16 protein-coding genes are annotated in these 18,991 nt (G+C 35.0%); 13 read left to right on the top strand and 3 right to left on the bottom strand.

Annotated elements, in window-relative coordinates; genetic code table 11:
- Positions 1 to 191: 191 nt before the first annotated feature.
- Both CS937_RS06470 and CS937_RS06465 read left to right on the top strand, forming a co-directional pair.
- Entirely contained in the window at positions 192 to 1,055 is an 864-nt protein-coding gene (locus CS937_RS06470; RefSeq protein WP_099157613.1) for a transporter substrate-binding domain-containing protein, read from the top strand.
- A gap of 4 nt (positions 1,056 to 1,059) precedes the next feature.
- Positions 1,060 to 1,752, top strand: coding sequence for an amino acid ABC transporter permease (locus CS937_RS06465; protein ID WP_099157612.1), 693 nt, complete (start codon positions 1,060 to 1,062; stop codon positions 1,750 to 1,752).
- 100 nt (positions 1,753 to 1,852) lie between these two features.
- Here the strand turns inward: CS937_RS06465 and CS937_RS06460 are convergent, their stop codons facing one another.
- Complete coding sequence (locus CS937_RS06460; RefSeq protein ID WP_099157611.1) at positions 1,853 to 3,016, bottom strand: MFS transporter; 1,164 nt, start codon at positions 3,014 to 3,016, stop codon at positions 1,853 to 1,855.
- 143 nt (positions 3,017 to 3,159) lie between these two features.
- Between CS937_RS06460 and CS937_RS06455 the strand changes: the two genes are divergently transcribed.
- The 4 genes from CS937_RS06455 (at position 3,160) to pdaA (ending at position 6,804) form a co-directional block, all read left to right on the top strand.
- A complete protein-coding gene (locus CS937_RS06455) occupies positions 3,160 to 3,552 on the top strand; it encodes an OsmC family protein (protein ID WP_099157610.1) in 393 nt (130 codons plus the stop codon).
- 72 nt (positions 3,553 to 3,624) lie between these two features.
- Positions 3,625 to 4,428: a YfkD famly protein gene (locus CS937_RS06450; RefSeq protein ID WP_176555769.1), complete on the top strand. Its 804-nt coding sequence runs from the start codon at positions 3,625 to 3,627 to the stop codon at positions 4,426 to 4,428.
- Between the two features lie 216 nt (positions 4,429 to 4,644).
- Entirely contained in the window at positions 4,645 to 5,952 is a 1,308-nt protein-coding gene (locus tag CS937_RS06445) for a Na+/H+ antiporter family protein (protein WP_099157608.1), read from the top strand.
- A 57-nt stretch (positions 5,953 to 6,009) separates the two neighbouring features.
- Positions 6,010 to 6,804, top strand: a complete 795-nt coding sequence (gene pdaA / locus CS937_RS06440; protein ID WP_099157607.1) for a delta-lactam-biosynthetic de-N-acetylase — start codon at positions 6,010 to 6,012, stop codon at positions 6,802 to 6,804.
- Between the two features lie 78 nt (positions 6,805 to 6,882).
- On the opposite strand, the gene CS937_RS06435 is transcribed toward pdaA, so the two are convergent.
- Positions 6,883 to 9,876, bottom strand: coding sequence for an EAL domain-containing protein (locus CS937_RS06435; protein WP_099157606.1), 2,994 nt, complete (start codon positions 9,874 to 9,876; stop codon positions 6,883 to 6,885).
- A 217-nt stretch (positions 9,877 to 10,093) separates the two neighbouring features.
- On the opposite strand from CS937_RS06435, the gene mbcS reads away from it, so the two are divergent.
- Positions 10,094 to 11,671: an acyl-CoA synthetase MbcS gene (gene mbcS / locus CS937_RS06430; protein WP_099157605.1), complete on the top strand. Its 1,578-nt coding sequence runs from the start codon at positions 10,094 to 10,096 to the stop codon at positions 11,669 to 11,671.
- A gap of 76 nt (positions 11,672 to 11,747) precedes the next feature.
- On the opposite strand, the gene CS937_RS06425 is transcribed toward mbcS, so the two are convergent.
- The gene (locus CS937_RS06425) at positions 11,748 to 12,806 is read right to left on the bottom strand and encodes an LCP family protein (protein WP_099157604.1); all 1,059 of its coding nucleotides are present in this window, start codon (positions 12,804 to 12,806) and stop codon (positions 11,748 to 11,750) included.
- Between the two features lie 263 nt (positions 12,807 to 13,069).
- On the opposite strand from CS937_RS06425, the gene CS937_RS06420 reads away from it, so the two are divergent.
- The 6 genes from CS937_RS06420 to CS937_RS06395 all read left to right on the top strand — a co-directional run bounded on the left by CS937_RS06420 (position 13,070) and on the right by CS937_RS06395 (position 18,989).
- Positions 13,070 to 15,199 (top strand): ATP-dependent Clp protease ATP-binding subunit, encoded by a 2,130-nt coding sequence (locus CS937_RS06420; protein WP_099157603.1) that lies wholly within the window; start codon positions 13,070 to 13,072, stop codon positions 15,197 to 15,199.
- Between the two features lie 400 nt (positions 15,200 to 15,599).
- Entirely contained in the window at positions 15,600 to 16,475 is an 876-nt protein-coding gene (locus tag CS937_RS06415; protein ID WP_099157602.1) for a ComEC/Rec2 family competence protein, read from the top strand.
- Positions 16,476 to 16,581: 106 nt separating this feature from the next.
- Complete coding sequence (locus CS937_RS06410) at positions 16,582 to 17,427, top strand: SPFH domain-containing protein (protein ID WP_099157601.1); 846 nt, start codon at positions 16,582 to 16,584, stop codon at positions 17,425 to 17,427.
- Between the two features lie 36 nt (positions 17,428 to 17,463).
- A complete protein-coding gene (locus tag CS937_RS06405) occupies positions 17,464 to 17,640 on the top strand; it encodes a type II toxin-antitoxin system antitoxin (protein WP_099157600.1) in 177 nt (58 codons plus the stop codon).
- A gap of 127 nt (positions 17,641 to 17,767) precedes the next feature.
- On the top strand, positions 17,768 to 18,142 hold the full coding sequence (locus CS937_RS06400) for a GntR family transcriptional regulator (RefSeq protein ID WP_099157599.1): 375 nt from the start codon (positions 17,768 to 17,770) through the stop codon (positions 18,140 to 18,142).
- Complete coding sequence (locus CS937_RS06395; RefSeq protein WP_099157598.1) at positions 18,132 to 18,989, top strand: ABC transporter ATP-binding protein; 858 nt, start codon at positions 18,132 to 18,134, stop codon at positions 18,987 to 18,989. The genes CS937_RS06400 and CS937_RS06395 overlap by 11 nt, the downstream gene beginning before the upstream one ends.
- Positions 18,990 to 18,991 lie beyond the last annotated feature (2 nt).

Raw genomic sequence — 18,991 nt, 5'->3', positions numbered from 1 at the left:
TATTTATTATTATATTAACACTACAATAAATAAAGTCAAGAATTGTTTTAGGGATTAATGGATAGTTAAATGAGTATATAACAGTAAAATTTATATTGAACAACAGATTATTAATTTATTGAATTAACTGATTCAACCTGTTACAATCAAATAGAATTTTAGAGTATAACAACTAAAAAGAGGTGGCAGATATGAAATGGAAAGGTTTGGCTTTATTAGTATTTTCATTACTTTTGGTGTTAGGAGCTTGTGGGGATAAAGAGAATAACGAAACAAGTGATAGTAATAAAGAAAAAGCGGATGGGAAATGGGCTGAAATTCAAGAAGCTGGGGAATTGGTTTACGGTACTGCCGGTACATTGTTTCCCGCCTCATACTATCCTGAAGGATCAGATGAAATTACAGGGTATAATGTAGAAGTAATGCGAGAAGTGGCAAAGCGATTAAATTTAGATATAAAATTTGAAATCATGGGCTTTGATGCAATGTTAGGATCATTAAAATCTGGACGGATAGATGTTATAACGGCAGGTCCAAGGGAAGAGAGTAAAAAGAAATTTACATTTAGTGATCCTTTTAAATACTCCTATTCAACGATGATTGTTCGTTCGGGTGATTTGTCTGGAATAGAATCGTTAGAAGATTTAAAAGGAAAGAAGGCTGGAGGAGCTGCAACAACCGTATATAGCGATATTGCTCGAAAATTTGGAGCAGAAGTAAAAACATATGGTAATGCAACAAATGATGTTTATTTACGAGATGTTGCAAATGGTCGCACAGATGTTATTATTAACGATTATTATTTACAAAGTTTGGCACTAACTGCGTTTCCGGAGTTAGACATTAAAATTCATCCAGATTTAAAATTCCATCCTACAACAAATAATATTGTGATGGCTAAAGATGCTGATACGTTAGAAGAAAAGATAAATGAAACATTGGCTGAGATGCGTGAAGACGGAACTCTAACCAAACTTTCGAAGGAATTTTTTGGAGGAAAGGATGTCTCTAAAAAACCGGAAGAGGAAGTTATTGAAATCGAAGGAATAGAGTAGTACAATGTTTAATTTACAAATTGATCAAGTTCAGTTAAAAAATTTGTTTGATTGGGAACTCGCTTGGGAAAACTTACCTTTTGTTTTGGAAGGGTTACCTTGGACGATGGCTGTTTCACTGGTCGGAATGGGGTTAGGCCTATTACTAGGGTTTTTCCTTGCGCTAGCTCGTAGTTCTACACGTATTATTTTAAGATGGCCAGCACGTGTTTACATCTCCTTTATGCGTGGAACTCCAATACTAGTATTTTTGTTTATTTTATATTCGGGTCTTCCAGTTGTGGGAATTGAACTTTCAGCAATACTAGCAGCATCATTGGCATTTGGTCTAAATAGTGCAGCGTATATAGCTGAAATTAACCGATCATCGTTAAATAGTGTTGGGTATGGTCAGTGGGAATCAGCAAAAGCATTAAATATGTCTTATTGGCAGACGATGCGGAAGGTCATCTTGCCACAAGCAACAAGAATAGCTATTCCACCGTTAGCAAATGTATTTTTAGATATCGTGAAAGCTACTTCTCTTGCAGCGGTGATCACTGTTCCAGAACTATTTCAAAAGGCGCAAATTGTTGCGGGACGTACGTATGATTCCATGACAATGTATATTTTAATAGCATTAATTTATTGGCCCATTTGTATGGTTATCTCATTTATACAAGATCGATTGGAAAAACGATATAGTCGATTTATATAGGAAAAGACACTCTTTGATTTTTCATAGAGTGTCTTTTTGTGTAGTTGGGAAGTGCTAGAATAGTAGCCAGTCGCTAAAAACACATCCCAGAGAAATTAGTCTAACCATCAACACGTACACGTATATCTTGCTTCACAAAAACGGCTCCTAAAACGAGCAACAACATACCAACAATCATATAAAAAAATGATATGTCCGGGAAAAACTGAATAAATAAACCTCCAAGATAAGGACCAGTTATACTTCCCAGACTAAAGGCTATTCCAGTCATTAGATTTCCTGCCGGTAGAAGGTGTCCAGGCAGTAAATCAGTCATATAAGATATCCCTAGTGAAAACAACGATCCTACGAAAATACCTGCTAATGTAAATAAAATAAACAAAGCAACGATAGATGTTTCAAAAAAGGCTGCAAATGCGAAACTAATACTGCCGGCAGTTAGAACATAAAGAAGAATTTTTCTGCGTCCTATTCGGTCACTTAAAATTCCAAGCGGCAGCTGGGATAAAATACTCCCAAAAGCAAAGCATGGAATGATTAAAGCTAATATATCCACATCATGTCCGATTCGTAAACCGTAGATTGGAAAAATCCCATGTAATGTTGCCTCTAAAAAGCCATATCCAAAGGGTGGTAAAAGTGCTACCCAGGCAATTTTTCCCGTTTGAATAAATCTTCCTAATGAACTTGTTGCACTTTGCGTATTAACTTCTTCTGGCCATTTATTTCTGACGAAGAACATTCCTGACCAGACAATCATGCTGAACACCGCCGACACCAAAAATGGAAATGCCTCATTAACTGATAAAAGCCGCGTCATTAAAGGTCCAAGTGTAAAACCGATACCGAAAAATAAGCCGTACAGAGCGATATTTTTACCTCTCGATGCTTTTTCAGAGGTTGTTGTGATCCATGTTTGTGTCCCAAAATGTAGCATATGATCTCCTATGCCAATTGTAACCCTTAAAATGAACCAAAACCATAAAGCTTCCCAAAATGGAAATAATGCCATAGAAATAAAAACGAGTAATCCACCTACTACGATAATAGGTTTAAAACCGAATTTATGCATAGGTTTTTCCATAAATGGAGAAGCAATAAGCACTCCTATGTATAATCCGGTAGCATGTAATCCATTGACCGATGATGATACACCATTATTCTCTAAAATAATTGCTAGTAAAGGAAGCAGCATTCCTTGAGAAAATCCAGAAATCGTTACAAGCGAAATTAAGATCCAAAATCTAGTTTTCACTGATGCCATATTGTCCCTCCTTTTAACCCTCATAAAATTCAATTTAATCGTTTATGTAAAAAAGGTCAATCTTCTTGAATTAATGTAAATGTTAAAGAAAGGTTATGATAGGAGTAGAAATGGTTAAATACTAAATAAAGGAGTGACGAACTATGGAATTTTATCTTAAAGAAAATGGGATGCGAATTGATTTAGACTATGGAAATTTATCTATCTCTGGAAATGAAGAATACGGTTTTCGCCCATATCAACTGATGGTAGCATCAATTGCAGGGTGCAGTGGATCAGTCTTTCGTAAAATCCTTAAAAAACAACGAACGGAGATTGAGGATATGATCATTACCGCAGAGGTGGAACGAAATCCAGAAGAGGCAAGTCGTATAGAACGCATTTCTTTGCACTATACAATTAAGGGCTATCATTTGAACCCAGATAGACTCTATAAAAATTTAGCATTATCAAGAAGTAATTGTTCCATGATACGATCGGTTGAGGATAGTATCAAAATAGAAGAAAGTCTTGAAGCAATTGAATTAAGTAGATAATGCAAGATAAATTAATGGTATAAATATTTATGTGTCCGAAAAAACTAAGGTAAAATGAAAGGAATGGGACACATGAATCAAAAGAGATGCTCTCTTGTTGCATTAATTGTTACTGTCTTAGCTTTACTATACCCAATGAATATCCTTGGTGAAGAAAAGAAAGAGGAATCAAAAGATAATTTCTCTATACCAAGTCATGTCTTGTCAATTTCTAAAGAAAATACATTTCCAAATTCAACAGAGGACCAAGAGGTTGTTGAAGCCAGTGAGTCCACAAAAGAATTAATAGACGGGGTAGACGTCCCAATTGAAAATCCTGATTTAATTAAAATGTTAAATGAGACATCAGTAGATCCATCTTTTATTTCCATTGGTTATAGGGGGATGATTTATTTAGGGCGCTGGCCAATAAATTATAAATCATTAGAAACAACGGTTAATTGGGAATATCAGATGATAAATTCAAATGAACTAAACAATATGGGTGGAGACAGTAATCTAGAAATGAATTACATTCAAAAAGAGCAAAGGGAAGTAAAAGGAGCTTTAACAAATAAAATATCAAACCCAGATGATATAAAAAAAATGATGCTTTTAAAAGCAAAAGAAAAAACAGATCTACCACTTTCCTATAATACGGTTATTGGTAAAAATACAAAAAAGGATAATTCATATGCTGTTCCTATGAAAAAATTTGGTACGTTAAAAGCATATGCTCCAGCTCTTAATGAAAAGGGACAGGTGACGTTTGGTGAGGTATACATTAAACTAAAAGGAAATAAGAAATCCATCGTTGTAAAAAATGTCACTAAACAAGGTATTGGTGCATGGATTCCAATACAAGACCATGTTTCTTTTTCGTACAATCTTAAATAAAGACTTGTCCTTCCTGATTAAACCAATACGGCACTTACTTCGCAGCTTAAGGAAACAATAAACAACCAAAAGCCCTGTAAAATTTGCAGGGCTTTTGGTATTTAAATATTTTCCAGTAATAATAATCTAAAAAGGGGTTGATTTTCTAACTTCATTACTTTATCATGGTAAAGTATTAAAGTTGAACAAAGAGAGATGTAGAGAGGGGAAACTAGAATGGAATGGGTTGTTGTTGTATCTGTTTTAGTTATGACAATTCTTAGTTTATTACGTGTGAATGTTATAATCGCAATCATTGCCGCGGCAATTACCGCTGGTGTGATGGCCGGTTTATCTATAAGTAAATCAATAGAAATGCTTGTCGGTGGTATAGGTGGAGGTGCCGAAACGGCGATAAGTTATATCTTATTAGGAGCATTTGCAGTTGCAATTAGTTATACAGGAATTACGTCTATATTAGTGAATTTCTTAATTAAAAAATTAACTGGAAAGAAAACCATGATGCTTCTAGCGATAGCTGGTGTTGCGTCACTCTCACAAAACTTAATTCCGGTGCATATTGCATTTATTCCAATATTAATTCCACCGTTATTAAAATTGTTTGATGATATGAATTTAGATCGTCGCGGGGTTGCTTCAGCATTAACATTTGGTTTAACAGCTCCGTATATAATGATACCAGCGGGTTTCGGTTTTATCTTCCAACAAACGATTCAAGAAAACATGAAGATAAGTGGTGTTAGTTTAACATTGGACGAAGTAACACTATCCATGCTTATTCCTGGTATAGGTATGATTGTTGGGCTTTTCGTCGCTATTTTTATTACGTATCGAAAAGATCGTGTATCAACTGTAGCATTAGAAGGCGCAGGTGTTAAGGATGATCATGAGGAAACAGTAGTCAAATTCAATCGTAAACATTTTCTTACATTAGTTGCTATTGTCGCTGCCTTAGTTGTGCAGATAATTACGGACAACTTAATAATTGGAGCATTGACAGGTATCGTGCTTATGTTCCTATTTGTCGTTGTTCCGTTTAAACAAGGTGATAAAATTGTAACAGATGGTATTACGATGATGGGGACAATTGCATTTGTAATGTTAGTTGCGGCTGGTTATGGAAACATTTTGACAAAAACTGGTGCAGTTGATGCGTTGGTGGATGTATCTTCAGGATTTTTAGGAGATAATCAAGCACTTATTGCATTTATTTTGTTGCTCGTTGGTTTAGTCATTACAATGGGAATTGGCTCGTCATTTGGAACGATTCCAATTATTGCAGCACTCTATGTACCGATTTGTTTAGCTGCAGGGTTTTCACCAATTGCTACTGCAACATTGATCGGTACTGCGGGTGCATTAGGTGATGCTGGTTCTCCAGCATCAGATAGTACGCTTGGACCAACATCAGGATTGAATGCGGATGGAAGACATCATCACATTTGGGATACATGTGTACCAACATTTTTACACTATAATATTCCGTTGTTTCTATTTGGTTGGATCGGGTCTCTACTTTTTTAATATGTATAAATTGCTTCATTAAAGTAAAAGGTAAGGGAAAAAACAGGGTGGGTTATTATGCGAAAATTACCGCTTGTTGTGCCGATTATTACGGTGTTTTTCTTTACCTTTATTTTAATGGGGACTACTGCATCCGCTTCCTATGGTTGGGGTTACAAGAAAAACACGGACCACAAAGTTCCTGATGTTGGAAAATATCGAGCCATTTTAGAGGAAAATGGTGCATATTATGCAGATCATTCCGGTGATAAGGTTGTCTACTTAACATTTGACAATGGGTATGAAGAAGGTTACACAGACGATATTTTAGATGTATTAAAACAAGAAAATGTTCCTGCGACCTTTTTCGTAACAGGTCATTATGTAAAGAGTAAACCAGATTTAATAGAACGAATGGTAGACGAAGGGCATATTATTGGAAACCACTCGTATCATCATCCAGACATGACGATTTTAACGAAGGAAGAAATGCGCAAGGAATTAGAAGAGCTAGAGGATGCTGTCGCTGCTATTTCGGATCAGGAAGAATTAAAATACATGCGCCCACCAAAAGGAGTTTTTAATCAGCAAACACTCAAGTGGGCGAATGATTTAGGTTACATTCATATATTCTGGTCGTTAGCATTTGCTGACTGGAATACACAGAATCAAAAGGGGTGGAAATACGCTTTTGATCAAATAATGAAACAGATGCATCCAGGTGCTATTGTGTTGCTGCACACTGTTTCTTCGGACAATGCAGAATCGCTATCAAAGCTGATAAAGGAATTAAAAAGACAAGGATATAGTTTTAAAAGCTTGGATGAATTAGTATTGAAAAACATGTTGCCTGAAGCTATATATGGATATTGAAAGACAGAAGCGGTGCCCGCTTCTGTCTTTTTGATCTAGTTAATTCCTAAATCTAAATAGCTACCACTGATTTAGTTTTTATATCTGGTATTTATGCAAATAAACATATGGATTATCACGTACAAAAGGGGTGTCAGGTATTTCCTGGTTCAAGTTTTGTAATACAGTCATCTTATTTATTACTTCGGCAAGTTTGTCCTCTTCAACTTCACCTATATTAAAGTTTATTCCATAGTAAAATGTTTCGCCTTTTGCTTTGTTTTTCCAAACTAGGTCTCCATCGAATTTAAATTTTACTCCCATAAGCACAATTGTAAATTTAAATTTGACTGCTGAATTAACTGGGAGCTTTAGTGAGGATAAAATTTTGATACCTCCTAAGCTGATATCCTCGATTAAAATCTGGGCAGATCCAAGATTGACCTTGCGTTTGTTTACCTCAACAATTGACATCTCCCCAATAACATGAAATGGAAGTGAAACCCTGTAAAAGTTTCTTCTTTCATCGTCTGGTACATTGTTTACTTTTGGCTTTGTCGGTTTAATATAGCCGGTTTGCAGCATTTGTAAAAATGTATCTTCCGGCACGGGTTGTGAAAACAAATATCCTTGAATTTCGTCACATTCTTTTTGTTTTAAAAATTCTAGCTGATCATATTCTTCCACACCTTCAGCTACTACTTTCACCCCTATTCCCTTAGACAAATGCAGGATGGATGAAATAATTGCTGCATCATTGCTAGTACCATTTTGAATATTTTTGATAAACACTTGATCTATCTTGATCGTATCTGCATGGAATTCTCGTAAATAGCTTAATGAGGCATACCCGGTTCCGAAATCGTCAATAGCAACCTTTACGCCCAATTTTTTCAACCCATTCATTGTAGCTAGTACTGTTTTTTCATTTTTTAATAAGGAACTCTCCGTTATCTCAAATTCGAGATATTTAGCCGGAATATTATATAGATTCAATTGTTCTTCGATTAATTCCACTAACCCTTTTCTCAAGAATCTTTGTGGGGAAATATTTATTGAGATTGGTAGAAGGGAAACCCCATTGCTTTTCCAAGTGTGTAATTGAGCACACACGCGCTTAATTACCCAATCACCAATTTGATTTACTAAGTGATTTTCCTCTGCTAATGGGATAAATTCTCCAGGAGAAACAAGTCCCCATTCCTCATGATTCCAACGAATTAATGCTTCTGCCCCTTGTATTACACCTGAAGCAGGGGAGACTCTAGGTTGATAATAGACCTCAAATTCTTCGTTAACAATTGCTTTTCGCATGTCTTTTTCCAATATAAATTTTTTATAAGATGAAATATCTCTTGAAAAAGAATAAAACTGATAATTGTTTTTCCCTAGATGTTTAGCATGATATAAAGCAGCATGTGCATTTTCAATTAATGTTAACTTATTATCACCATCATCAGGAAAAAAACTAATGCCGATACTAGTAGTAATGTTTAAATCATAACCTTCTACTGATAAAGGTTTTTCAATTTCTTCTATAATTTTTTCTGCTAAATTAAACACAGAATTTTTCGAGTCGAAATTTTTCACCAATGCAATGAAATCATTACTGCTTATCCTTGAAAAGTAGGATTCGTCAGGTAAAATAGCTAACAAACGATTAGCAGTCAGTTTAAGAACTTCATCACCAATATGATAACCTAACGAATCATTTATAAGCTTAAAACGATCCAAATCAAGATACAATAAAGAAAAATTGGACTTATCACCACATAAATCATCAAGTTCATTATATAGGCTACGCTGATTGGGTAGAGCAGTTAGTGTGTCATGTGTTGCAAAATAGTCAAGCTGTTCCTGCATTTCTACTTCAGGAGTAATATCAGTAAGCATTCCAAAGAGTTTTGTGAGTTCTCCCTCTTCATTAAACCATGGTACCGTTTGGTCAAAAACCCATTTCGTTGTCCCATCTCCACTTACAATGCGATATCTGTGTAACAAGCTTTCACCAGTTTTTAGTAATTCCTGTCTACCAAACACATCCTCTCGGTCTGCCGGGAAAATTAAATTTTTCCAAATCGAGTCATCTATAGATAAGCGCTCTAAGGGATACTGAAGAATAGCTTCTAATCCTTTTGAGACATATGTGATGTTGCCAGAGGGATAATCCTTTAACCAAATTCCTGCATTTAAGTTATCAAATATGTGCTGAAAGTTCTTGTATGTTTCTTCCATTTGTATTTCTAATTGTTGTTGAGTTGTGTAATCACGTACTACGCCAACGAGCTTGTACGGTTTATTGCCTTGCCAGATAGATTCTGCCTGTACTTTTATATAACGTATTTCGTTTGATTTCCCATGATAAACTCTGAATTCAGTAGCAAATCCAATCCCTTTTTTTGCGGATTGATTAACGATCGATCGGATCTTTTCTTTATCATCGGGATGAACAAATTTAAAAGGCGTTTCCATAGATGGAATGCCGAAATCTGGTTTGTCAATTCCAAAAATATCATAAAAATAATCGGAACAATAAAGTGTATCCTCCTCAATCAAATATTCCCAACTACCAATTCGTGTTATTTGCTGTGCATGTGTTAAATGCTTTTCCTTTAATTCTAATTCCTGCTGAAGATGTTTTTCATTCGTGTTGTCACGAACAATTATATAAATTCCTTCAACGTCATCATCTGTTTTCTTGATTGGTATAAAAGTTAATACTATATATAAAGTCTGATCATATTTATTTTTAACTGTAACTTCTTCTATCAGATTTGTGCCATTTTTTATTGTTTCAAAAAAAGTTGATCGTAATTTTTTATAGGTGCTGCCAGGGACAAAATCTCTATAATCGATCGTATCATCTGGATGATATCCTAAAAATTCATTGATACTGCCTCGGTTTTGTGAAATGATCTCCCCATCAAGTGATAGAACAATAATTAAATCTGGATGGTAGTTTGCCAATGATGAATAGTAGTCTAATAGAACGTCGTTGTTTGGATTAGATAAATAGGTCTGTTCATCTTTCACGTGATTTTTCTTAAAAAGAGAATATAAGAAGTTGCTTTTTTTCTGTGGAACGTTACTCATATAACCACGCCCTTACCATGCATGTATTTGAATTTTGTCTTTTGTTCTATAACAATATTATAGTTCAAAAGTAATGACTTTAAAATAAATTTATTTCGGAAAAAATAGTGAAAAGGGTCGAACCATTTTTTCTAAGTAAGTTTATAAGATTTGTTTATTTAAAATTTTCACAACGTTTGCTATACTAGTAGAAATATAGAAATTGGAGTTGATAACTTTGAACAGAGAAGATCTTGTAGCTCCGAAAGAATATAATATTGTTATGGAAATGGAGCGTTACGCAAAAGACGAAACACGAAAAGCACTAGTCTGGCAGGATGACGCTGGAAAAGAAGAGATAATTACTTATACCCAATTAATGAAAAATGTAAACAAAATTGGAAACGTTTTCTTGAGAAAAGGTTTGAAAAAAGGTGATAAAATCCTTGTTATGATTCCGAGACTTATTGCAGCTTATGAAGTATATTTAGCTGCTTTAAAAACAGGAATTATCATTATACCGAGCTCAGAAATGCTGAAACATAAGGATTTGCAGTATCGGATTAGCCATGGTGAAGTTAGTGGGGTTGTTAGTTACTATCCATTTGTTAACCAGTACAAGGATATTAATGAATATGCCCAATTAAAACGTTTTGTTGTTGGCGAACCAGTTGAGGAATGGGACTTCTTGGATCGATTAAAGGATGAGGCATCGGATCAATTGGAAATGGCTAAAACATCGAGTGATGATATTGCGTTTTTGCCATATACTTCTGGTACGACTGGAAATCCAAAGGGTGTTGTCCATACGCATGGCTGGGGCTATGCTCATTTAAAAACAGCTTCAGCAAATTGGTTGTGCATTAATGACGGCGACACCGTTTGGGCAACCGCAGGACCTGGTTGGCAAAAATGGATTTGGAGTCCATTTTTATCTGTATTGGGTTCTGGCGCAACAGGCTTTGTTTATAACGGTAAATTTGATGCAAAAACATATTTAAGTCTTTTACAAGATAATGAGATTAATGTGTTATGCTGTACACCGACCGAATATCGTATCATGGCGAAGGTTGATAATTTAACAGAATACCAATTGCCGGCATTACATAGTGCTGTTTCCGCTGGGGAACCATTAAATCGTGAAGTCATTGATACATTCCAAAAGTATTTTAATGTTACCGTTCGTGATGGTTATGGACAAACAGAAAACACATTGTTGTTAGGTATTATGAAGGATATGGAGGTAAAACCTGGTTCAATGGGTAAACCAACCCCTGGAAATGACGTAGAGGTTATAGATGAGAATGGGGATCCAGTTGCTGTAGGAGAAGTTGGCGACATTGCAGTACGTTTAGATTGCCCTGCATTGTTCCGTGAATATTATAAAGATCCTGAACGGACAAAGAAAGCACAACGCGGAAATTATTATGTAACAGGTGATCAGGCTTCCAAAGACAAAGACGGATATTTTTGGTTTGAAGGTCGTAGTGATGACATTATTATCAGTTCTGGATACACAATTGGACCGTTTGAAGTAGAGGATGCCCTTGTCAAACATCCATCCGTACAGGAGTGTGCTGTTGTTGCGAGTCCAGATGAAGTCCGTGGCAATATTGTAAAAGCTTTCGTAGTTCTTATAGAAGGGATACACAGAAATAATCCAGATCTTGTTAAAGAATTGCAAGATCATGTAAAAGAATTAACCGCACCATATAAATATCCAAGACAAATTGAGTTTATTAATGAACTGCCAAAAACAACATCAGGAAAAATTCGCCGCGTTGAGTTGAGACAAAAAGAAAAAGTGAAAAGATAATCATATAAAAGTTAAAATCCCGAATGTAGTTAGACTCCATTCGGGATTTTATAAGTGATTCGAAAATATATACTCGTTAATATGTTGTGTCATCTTCATTATCAGATGACACATTTATATCTGATGCAGATAATTCTAGTTCCTTTCTTAATTTCCTAGTAACTTCAGATACCCCTTCGTCTGTTGGAATAAAATAGGACGAACCATTTACCATTTGATTTGATCCATCAATATTAAACGTTTCAATTCCCGACGCATCAATAGAAGAATATACTTTCTGCAATGAATAAATTTCTGATGGTTTTAAACTAGTTTCCACATTTTTCCCAAGAATATCTGATATTTCTCCTACCTTAAATATTGTACCGACAGAGATGGCTTGACTAATTGCAGCCTTAATAAATTGCCGCTGCCGTTCATCACGAGGATAGATATTATTTACTGCTCGTTTTCGCATCCGCACAAACGCCAGTGCTTCTTCACCATTTAACTTAGCTGAACCTTCTTCAAAATAAATTCTTTTGTCGTTGTTATAAATATTTTTTTCCCAAAACCCTTCTTTAATATCTACCTCTACACCGCCAAGAGAGTCTACAATCTCACGAAAGCCTTCAAAGTCAACGGCTACATACTCATCAATCGGTATATCAAGTAAATCCTCAACCATTTCAATTGTAAGCTTATTGCCACCATACCCTGTAATAGAGCCATACGTGTAGGCTGAATTTATTTTATGAAACCCAGCATATTGCCCTGCCCCTTCTTCTGGAAGCATTACTCTTGTGTCTCTAGGAACTGAAGTCATTGTCATTTTATTTGTTTTCGGATTTAGGGTCACAACAATTTGTGTGTCCGCACGGCCGTTTTTGCCATTGGTCGCGTAGTTTTCTACACCCATAAGCAATATCGAAATAGGATCCTTTCCGATGGTGACCGCTTCTTCTCTCAATTCCGATTTCTCACCTGGTCGGTCTAAGCCTTCATAGGACTCTTTTGCAGCTTTATACGTGTGGAAAGCTAAATAAACACCGATACCAACAATAATTACAAATAAAGTAAGTAAAGAATAGAGTATTCGTTTTTTCCACTTGGATTTTTTTCGTTGTCGTCTTCGTTCAGTACGTAACTTAGCCAAAATAAATACCTCAATTCAAGTCGTATATACTATGTAAAAATGTTTTAGTCTATATTATATGTGAAAATAATAAAGTTAACAATATGATCAAAGTATATTTTCCTATCCATTTGCCTACAAATTAGGTTATAGTCCTAAAAAAATTTATTAAAATACTTGAAAGTCAAAAAAGGTCAGAGTATAATGAAGTCATAAGGTCAAAGATAGTCAAAGTCAAACCTTTAACAATTTACTTTTGAAAAATCAAAGGGGAGGAATCACATATGAATTGTCAACAATGTGGAATTCAGCCTGCAACTATTAACGTATCTATGCAAATCAATAATCAAAAAATGCAAATGCATGTCTGTGATGACTGCTTTCATGAAATAAGAGGAAATATAATGAATCAAAGTTCTGGATTTAATCCAAACGAACATGATGCGTTTTCGCAAAACTTTTTCCAGGGAAATGGAGCAAGTCAAATGGGAACAAAAACTCATGAAAAACAGGGAAATCAAGGAAATGGATTACTTGATCAGTTAGGAAAAAATGTATCACATGCTGCTCGTGCTGGATTGATTGATCCAGTAATCGGACGTGACACTGAAGTAAAACGCGTAATCGAAACGCTTAATAGGCGCAATAAAAATAATCCGGTATTAATTGGTGAACCGGGTGTTGGTAAAACAGCTATCGCAGAAGGTTTAGCAGTGAAAATTGCTGAAGGTAACGTTCCGGCAAAACTAATGAACAAAGAAATCTATTTACTCGATGTGGCATCATTAGTTGCTAACACTGGTATTCGAGGACAATTTGAAGAGCGTATGAAGCAATTAGTTCAAGAACTACAGTCACGTAAAAACATCATTTTATTCGTTGATGAAATTCACTTATTAGTTGGTGCAGGTACTGCAGAAAGTTCACAAATGGATGCAGGAAATATTTTAAAACCGGCACTTGCACGTGGGGAATTACAACTAATTGGTGCTACAACTTTAAAAGAGTATCGAAAAATTGAAAAAGACGCTGCACTTGAACGTCGTTTCCAACCAATTATTGTTAAGGAACCATCAGAAGACGAAGCGGTACAAATTTTAAATGGTATCAAGGATCGATACGAAAAATTTCATGAAGTACGTTATTCAGACGATGTAATCCGTTCATTTGTAACATTATCTAGACGTTATATCCAAGATCGATTCTTACCAGATAAAGCGATCGATTTGATGGATGAGGTTGGTTCTCGCTTAAATTTGGCAAATGCAGAAAAAGACTCTGATTCAATTGAACAGAGATTGCAAGAAATTATTCATGAAAAAGAACAAGCGGCAGATCAAGAGGATTATGAACGTGCAGCACATCTTCGTTATCAAGAAATACAATTGCAAAAGCAATTGGAAAAAGCAAAAGATGAAGCACAAGTAATTGATGTCGATATAGAAGATGTTCATTTAATCATTGAAGAAAAAACAGGCATACCAGTAACAAAACTACAAAAAGATGAACAAGAGAAAATGAAAAACATTGCTGCAAATCTTTCTGCAAAAGTAATTGGACAAGACCAAGCCATTGACAAGGTTGCAAAAGCAATCCGCCGCAGTCGTGCAGGTTTAAAATCAAAACATCGTCCAATAGGTTCATTCTTATTTGTTGGTCCAACTGGTGTAGGTAAAACTGAATTAACTAGAGTCTTAGCAGAAGAACTATTTGGTTCACGTGAAGCATTGATTCGCTTAGACATGAGTGAATATATGGAGAAACATGCCGTGTCTAAAATTATCGGTTCTCCTCCAGGCTATGTTGGTCATGAGGAAGCAGGTCAATTAACGGAGCGTGTACGTCGCAATCCATATTCAATTATTCTGTTAGATGAAATTGAAAAAGCACATCCGGACGTACAAAATATGTTCCTGCAAATTATGGAGGACGGTCATTTAACTGATTCACATGGCCGAACAGTCAACTTTAAAGAAACTGTAATTATTATGACAAGTAACGCCGGAACTGGCGATAAACAAATTAATGTTGGGTTCAACCGCATTGAGCATGAATCCGTGTCAATCTTAGAAAATTTAAGTGCATATTTCAAACCGGAATTCTTAAATCGCTTTGATTCCATTATTTCGTTTAATGAGTTAACAGAAGAAGACTTACTTGAAATTGTTGACTTAATGCTTTCAGATCTAACACAGAGCATGGAAGAAAATAAACTAGAAATTACAATAACTGAAGCAGCCAAAATACAACTTGTCAAAATCGGATATGATTCACGTTTTGGTGCAAGACCATTACGTCGTGTCATTCAGGATAAAATTGAAGATCAACTAACTGATTTGCTATTAGAAAATAATGACTTGAAAGCAGTACATGTCGATGTTGCAACTGATGAAATAACAGTTAAACAAGTATAAATAATTGTACAACGCTGGTACCTAAATTTGGTATCAGCGTTTTTTGTTTGGTTGTTTTCTAAAAGATTGTTGTCTTTTCAAAAGTTGCATCTTATCTAATTATTAATACAAAATGTGACATAGATTGTGGTTAGACTGCTGTACCGGAAATTCACTTCGCGCACCATAGGGCAACGCTGTAGCAGCCCCAGGAAAGCGAAGTGGATACGGGCTGCGGATCAGAAAGCAATAAAAACTGATAAATTTATCACAGCACTTATATCGCATTTTCTAAAAACAGCAACAAACTATGCGAAATGAGCCTTTTGTTTATAATATTACGCTTTTTTTAAAAACCTCTTATTTGATAATAATTAAACGATATAAATGAAAAACTAATTACGAGGAAAGGATGTTTAAAATGCGATTTGGTAAATGGTCAATTAGTATTATTCTAATATTTTTTATAACAGTATATCCTGCAAATTTTAGTTACAGTGAAGCTAAGGAAAACATGAAGGTTCATTTCATTGATGTTGGCCAAGGGGATAGCATATTTATTGAAACGCCGAACGATAAAACAATACTCATCGATGGCGGACCCCCAAAATCAGGGAAAATTGTTGTCAAATTCCTTAAAAAGCATCATATAGAAAAAATTGATTTACTTATTGCCACGCATCCGGATATTGATCATATTGGAGGCTTAGTAGCAGTGATGAAATCAATTGACGTAAACAGGATTATTGATTCAGGTAAGCTACATACAACAAATACGTTCGCAAAATATATCGACCAAATTATTAAAAATGATATTCCAGTTGAGGTTGCCAAGCGAAATGAGATTATTGAGCTTGATCCATTAGTGAAAATTAGAATTTTAAATTCACACAATGGAAAAAAGAATAACAATCAATCATCCATCGTTTTACGATTAAGTTATAAGGAAATTGACTTTTTACTTATGGGTGATTCTGAACGAAAACAAGAAAAGAGGTTAATAAAAACAAATGAAATTCAGTCAGAAATTTTAAAGGTAGGTCACCATGGTTCGAAGACGAGCACATCATTTCCATTCGTGGATTTAATAAAACCACAGATTGCTATTTTAACGTATAGCAAAACGAATCACTATGGACATCCAGTTAATCGTGTAATTAGGAATCTTCAAAAAGTTAACGCACATATTTACTCAACAGCTGTGTTCGGAAATATTACAATTACTACGGATGGAAATGGTTATTTTGTTATAACGGAAAAGGATCCGATAGATGGCTTGCTGAATAAAACGGGATAATTTCAAAAAGAAAAACAATTTTTTAAAAACTATCATTTACATTATTATACAATAATGATATCATTTTAATATAAGATATATAATCCAAAATGGGGGAGGGATCGTTATGCAAGAAAAAAATGCATGGTCGATGAATGGGTTTGTAGGTATTATATTAATTGCAGTGCTTATTGCAGGAGTAGTTTTTTCATTTGTTCAGCAACAATTTGTTGTTGGAGGAATTTGTCTAGTTATTGCAATAACACTTGGTAGTGGTATCACTGTTGTTCAGCCGAATCAGTCTGTAGTTGTAATTTTTCTGGGTAAATATATGGGCTCTATTCGCAGGGAAGGTATTGTTATTACAGTTCCATTTACAATTAGGAGAACAATTTCTTTAAGGGTAAGGAATTTTAATAGTAAACGGCTGAAGGTTAACGATGTCAATGGAAATCCAATCGAGATCGCCGCTGTTATTGTATTTAAGGTGGTTGATGCAGCAAAGGCTGTATTTGATGTTGATCGATATGAGCAATTTGTAGAAATTCAAAGTGAAACGGCTATTCGTGCTGTTGCAACGAAATATCCATATGATACATTTGAAAATGTTGAACTCACATTGAGAGGTAATGCTGAAGAGGTTTCCAATCAATTGGCAACAGAACTACAGGAACGTTTAGATGTTGCAGGTGTTGAAGTAATTGAAACACGTTTAACGCATCTTGCATATTCCACGGAAATTGCGCAGGCTATGCTTCAACGTCAACAAGCAAGCGCGATTATCTCGGCACGTAGACAAATTGTAGAAGGTGCAGTAGGAATGGTGCAAGACGCTATTGAAAGAATTGAAAAAGAAGACATTGTTGAATTAGATGATGAACGTCGAGTGGCTATGATTAACAACCTGCTTGTTGCCATTGTATCTGATCATGGTGCACAGCCGGTTATTAATACTGGGTCATTATATCAATAAACTTTTTCTGAATCTGATGGACAAAAGAGGGTTTCTATGGCTAAGAAAAAGAATTTTCCATTACGTATCGACCCAAAATTATATGACATTTTGCAAGGATGGGCAAAGGATGAATTTCGAAGCGTCAATAGTCATGTAGAGTTTTTATTAAGAGAAGCAGCAAAGAAAGCAGGTCGACTTCCAAAAAGTGAAGACAAGAAAATAGGGGAATAGGTAGGAAAAGCTTTGTATATCACATTATGCAGAGCTTTTTTTATTTGAATATTTAGTTGACATCTCATTTGATTGGTTATATAGTTAGTTACATAACTAACTAACCAGTTAACTGAGGTGGTGACTTATGAAATACAAACTAGATGATACTCGACCTATTTTTCTTCAAATAAAAGAACAACTTGAGGATTCTGTCATCAATGGAACTATAATGCCAGGTGAACGAGTTCCTTCAACGAATGAATTCGCAAGTTATTACAAAATAAATCCTGCAACAGCAGCTAAGGGAATTAATGAGTTAGTTAATGAAAATATATTATTTAAAAAAAGAGGTGTTGGAATGTTTGTAACAGAAAATGCCAAGGATATCTTAATCGAAAAACGAAAAGAGACATTTTATGAAAATTTCATCCAACCATTAAAAAGTGAAGCAAAGAAGCTTCATGTTAGTAATGAGGAATTAGTAGATATGATTAAGGAGGGAAATACCGATGCAAATTGAAGTGAAAAATCTTACGAAGAAATATCAAGACAAATTAGCTTTAGATAATATCTCCTTCTTACTAGATGAACCCAAAATTTATGGTCTGCTCGGTCGAAACGGTGCAGGAAAAACAACATTCATGGAGATTTTATCAGGTCATATTTTAGCAACAAGTGGTGAAATAATGATTGAACATGAAAATCCATTTGATAATCAGCGAATAACTGAATCGATATGCTTAATAAAAGAGGGTAACAATTTTAAAAAGGATTTAAAGGTGAAAAATGTTTTACGAATTTACTCGATATTTTATTCGACTTGGGATCATGAATTGGCAGACAAATTAGTTGAAGAGTATAACTTAAATCCGAATGCTAAAGTGAAAACTTTGTCAAAAGGAATGGAGTCAGCACTTGGAATTATTGTTGGATTAGCTAGTAAAGCACCAATCACTATTTTTGATGAACCGTATATCGGACTAGATGCTGCAGCAAGAAAGAAATTTTATGAAATATTGGTAGAGGAATATGAACTGGAGAAACGGACAATTATTTTTTCTACTCATTTGATTGATGAAGTAAGCTTATTGTTTGAAGAAGTACTCATCATCCAGGATGGGGAACTCGTACTAAAAGAGGAAGCGGAAGTATTACGAAACAAGACGTGTTCTGTTTCTGGAACTATTCAAGAAGTCGAATCGTTTATTAAAGATAAAGATATCATTGGCAAAAAGCAATTGGCTGGAATGATGACTGCTTATGTATATGCGGATATGAAGCAAGCTCGTTTAGCTGGCTTAAATGTTGAAGGGGTACCAATTCAAGAATTGATGATTTATTTAACTGAAAATAAGAAGGGGGCATAATA

Source organism: Virgibacillus ndiopensis (assembly GCF_900187325.1).
Lineage (GTDB): Bacteria > Bacillota > Bacilli > Bacillales > Amphibacillaceae > Virgibacillus_E > Virgibacillus_E ndiopensis.
This window is presented reverse-complemented; position numbering and strand designations above follow the sequence as displayed.

Bases quoted from the DNA above. Each gene is read 5' to 3' on its own strand.
- CS937_RS06460 (WP_099157611.1), bottom strand. From the start codon at position 3,016: ATGGCATCAGTGAAAACTAGATTTTGGATCTTAATTTCGCTTGTAACG.
- CS937_RS06470 (WP_099157613.1), top strand. From the start codon at position 192: ATGAAATGGAAAGGTTTGGCTTTATTAGTATTTTCATTACTTTTGGTG.
- CS937_RS06410 (WP_099157601.1), top strand. From the start codon at position 16,582: ATGCAAGAAAAAAATGCATGGTCGATGAATGGGTTTGTAGGTATTATA.
- CS937_RS06420 (WP_099157603.1), top strand. From the start codon at position 13,070: ATGAATTGTCAACAATGTGGAATTCAGCCTGCAACTATTAACGTATCT.
- CS937_RS06400 (WP_099157599.1), top strand. From the start codon at position 17,768: ATGAAATACAAACTAGATGATACTCGACCTATTTTTCTTCAAATAAAA.
- CS937_RS06465 (WP_099157612.1), top strand. From the start codon at position 1,060: ATGTTTAATTTACAAATTGATCAAGTTCAGTTAAAAAATTTGTTTGAT.
- CS937_RS06405 (WP_099157600.1), top strand. From the start codon at position 17,464: ATGGCTAAGAAAAAGAATTTTCCATTACGTATCGACCCAAAATTATAT.
- CS937_RS06450 (WP_176555769.1), top strand. From the start codon at position 3,625: ATGAATCAAAAGAGATGCTCTCTTGTTGCATTAATTGTTACTGTCTTA.
- CS937_RS06395 (WP_099157598.1), top strand. From the start codon at position 18,132: ATGCAAATTGAAGTGAAAAATCTTACGAAGAAATATCAAGACAAATTA.
- CS937_RS06435 (WP_099157606.1), bottom strand. From the start codon at position 9,876: ATGAGTAACGTTCCACAGAAAAAAAGCAACTTCTTATATTCTCTTTTT.
- CS937_RS06455 (WP_099157610.1), top strand. From the start codon at position 3,160: ATGGAATTTTATCTTAAAGAAAATGGGATGCGAATTGATTTAGACTAT.
- CS937_RS06445 (WP_099157608.1), top strand. From the start codon at position 4,645: ATGGAATGGGTTGTTGTTGTATCTGTTTTAGTTATGACAATTCTTAGT.
- CS937_RS06415 (WP_099157602.1), top strand. From the start codon at position 15,600: ATGCGATTTGGTAAATGGTCAATTAGTATTATTCTAATATTTTTTATA.
- pdaA (WP_099157607.1), top strand. From the start codon at position 6,010: ATGCGAAAATTACCGCTTGTTGTGCCGATTATTACGGTGTTTTTCTTT.